Annotated in this window: 3 protein-coding genes; 1 reads left to right on the forward strand and 2 read right to left on the reverse strand. The window is 65.9% G+C overall.

Annotation, left to right across the window (positions count from 1 at the left end; genetic code table 11):
* The coding region (locus FV228_RS26545) for an Hpt domain-containing protein (RefSeq protein WP_187277926.1) at window positions 1-437 on the reverse strand (437 nt) is incomplete at its 3' end.
* 379 nt (window positions 438-816) lie between these two features.
* A complete protein-coding gene (locus FV228_RS26550; RefSeq protein WP_147857263.1) occupies window positions 817-1,932 on the reverse strand; it encodes a methyl-accepting chemotaxis protein in 1,116 nt (371 codons plus the stop codon).
* A 447-nt stretch (window positions 1,933-2,379) separates the two neighbouring features.
* Here FV228_RS26550 and FV228_RS26555 point away from each other — a divergent pair.
* On the forward strand, window positions 2,380-2,593 hold a 214-nt coding region (locus tag FV228_RS26555), incomplete at its 3' end, for an STAS domain-containing protein (RefSeq protein ID WP_147857262.1).

The following is a 2,593-nucleotide window of genomic DNA, read 5'->3' on the forward strand; positions in this document are numbered from 1 at the left end:
GCCTTCTGGGCGGCCTCCTGGGCGGCCCCCTCTGCCCCCGCCCGCTGAGCCGGCTGGGCCTGCGCCCGGCCGACCAGGCGCTCGAGTTCGGCCAGGATCGCCTCGCCGATCACCGGGGCGGTGGCGTCGGGATCCTCGATCAGCGTGCGGATGTAGTCTTTCGCCGACAGCGAGACGTTGACCAGTTCGGCGCTGATCGGCACCGCGCCGCGCCGGACCAGGTCGAAGGCGGTCTCGAAATCGTGCGTGAAGGCCGCGACCTGGTCGAAGCCGAACATCGCCCCCGATCCCTTGATCGTGTGCAGGGCCCGGAACGCGGTGTCGACCAGCGCCGTGTCGCCGGGCCGGTCGCCGAGGTCGAGCAGCGTGGTCTCGAGGCGGTCGAGAAGCTCGTTGGCCTCCGCCAGGAACACCGCGCGTGGATCGTGATCAGTCATCGTCGAGCGGATCCCGTTGCGCCGTCTTCGGATATACCGGGGCGATCACGCGCCCGCTGAGGGCGCCGGCCGAAGGCTAGACCGCGCGATCGACCCAAGATTCGGTCTGCCGATCGGAGCGTATCCTACTTTAAAACCGTTAAAAAATGAAGACCTGATGCCGTTGAAAATCACAAGCCTTCGCTTTTTTCCCCGACGATATCATTTTTTTGAAAGGGTCTAATTTGGCAACGACCCTAAAGCTCTAGGTTTAATCTTTCTGTATGTGATATTTATTGATCGAGATCATAATATCCGGCATCCGATCCGGTCTTTTCGCCATATAACCTTCGGTAGTAGCACCAGATACGTTCATCGCGTTCCGAAGACGCACGCGAATTCAGAACAGGTCGACGCCGGCCAGGGGGTCGTCGTCGTGCGGCGGCGCCGGCGCCGCCTTGCCCAGCAGGCGGCGGGACATCCGCTCCCGCACCTCGCCGAGGGTGCAGCCGGCGATCATCGCGGCCGCCCAGTCCTGCTCCGCCTCGGCGCCCGCCTCCGGGGCCGCCTGAAGCGCCCGCAGGATCGCCTGCAGGTTCTGCATCCGCTGCTTGGCGAGGTCCTGGAACTGCATGGCCACGATCGCGCCCGAGACGTCCTGGGTGATCGCCTCGGTGGTCTGCACGGTCTGGCTCAGCACGCCGGCGAAGCGCGAACTCTGCTCGACCAGGGCCTGCATCACCAGGCGGACCCGGGCGTCGGCGTTGCGGCTCTCCACCGACATGTCGATGGTGGCGATGTCGTGCAGCAGGGCGTGGCTGCTGCGCAGGCCGCCGGCGATCGAGCCGATCTGCTGCTTGATCACCCCCGACAGGGCGTTGATCGTGCCGGCCAGGCTGCGCACCTCGTCGGCGACCACCGCGAAGGCCTTCCCAGCCTCCCCGGCCCGGGCCGCCTCGATCTTGGCGTTCAGCGCCAGAAGGTTGGTCTGGCGGTTGATCTTCTCGATCTCGGCGACGCTGCCGTCCACGGAGGACAACTCGCCGAGCACGCCGTTCAACGCGCCCTCCATGGTGGCGCCGCGCGACGCCATGAAGCCGATCCGGTCGTTGAGCATCGCCAGGATCTCGCCGAGCGCCGCCGCGACCTCGGCGAGCGGCCGCTCGGCCCCGTCGATCCGCACCGACTGCACCGCCGTCACCAGCCCCTGCACGATCTCGGACTGGCCCCGCGTGGTCGCGGCGATGCGCTGGAACCGGTCCGACAGGCCGTGCACGTCCGTCTCGACATCCGCCGAGATGATCCCGAGCTCGTCGATCAGCGCGTCCAGGGTCCGGCGCTGGACCTCCGACAGGCCGAGCCGCGCCTGGAGCAGGTCGGCGGCCGCGCTGCGGCCCTCCGGACACGCCGCCACCGGCTCGGCGACGGGCTCGTCCCGCTCGGGCACCTGAGCCGCGCCCGGCTCGAATGCGTCCGCCGGAACGGCCCTCGGATTCGCGCGCCCCCAGAAGACCATCACCGTGTATTCCTCGGACTCTGCCAGATCTTGCCGGGGACAGGCTCGAACGCAGGACTGTCGATCACCCGGTTCCTAGCTGCCTCATCTGAATGAAAAGTTATGCTCCAGGCTGTATGACGCCTGATCATGCAGATGATGTGACTCAGTGTGCTTCGACATGACCACTATCTCAAGAATGCCGAATATCAATACGATCCGTGTATTGGTGCTGAAATACGATCGGATACCAATGCTCGCCGGATAGGCCGATCGAAACAAAGCCTATGAATTCGCCAAATATAAAATCCGCGATCGGCCCCATCCGTGCGGTTTTCAACAGGAATCGCGACACGACGGGTCGGACAATCCCGACCGCTATGGTCAGTTCAAGGAAACTTTAACGGGCGCGATTCTTTAAGCGTCGGGCGGCAGCCAGCCCGGCCGCGCCTCAGCAGCGGATTGCTCATGGCCGAACACGTCACCCTCACGATGCCGGCGGATTGTACGCTGCGGACCGCGCAGGCGCTCCAGGGCGACCTGCTCGCGGCGGTCGAGGGCGGGTCGCGGCTCGTGCTGGATTGCGCCGCGATCGAACGGGTGGACGTCACCTTCGTCCAGCTCGTCGTCGCGGCCGCCCGGACCGCCGGCCGGCGCGGCCTCACCCTGGACCTGACCAACC

Source organism: Methylobacterium sp. WL18 (genome assembly GCF_008040015.1).
Classification (GTDB): domain Bacteria; phylum Pseudomonadota; class Alphaproteobacteria; order Rhizobiales; family Beijerinckiaceae; genus Methylobacterium; species Methylobacterium mesophilicum.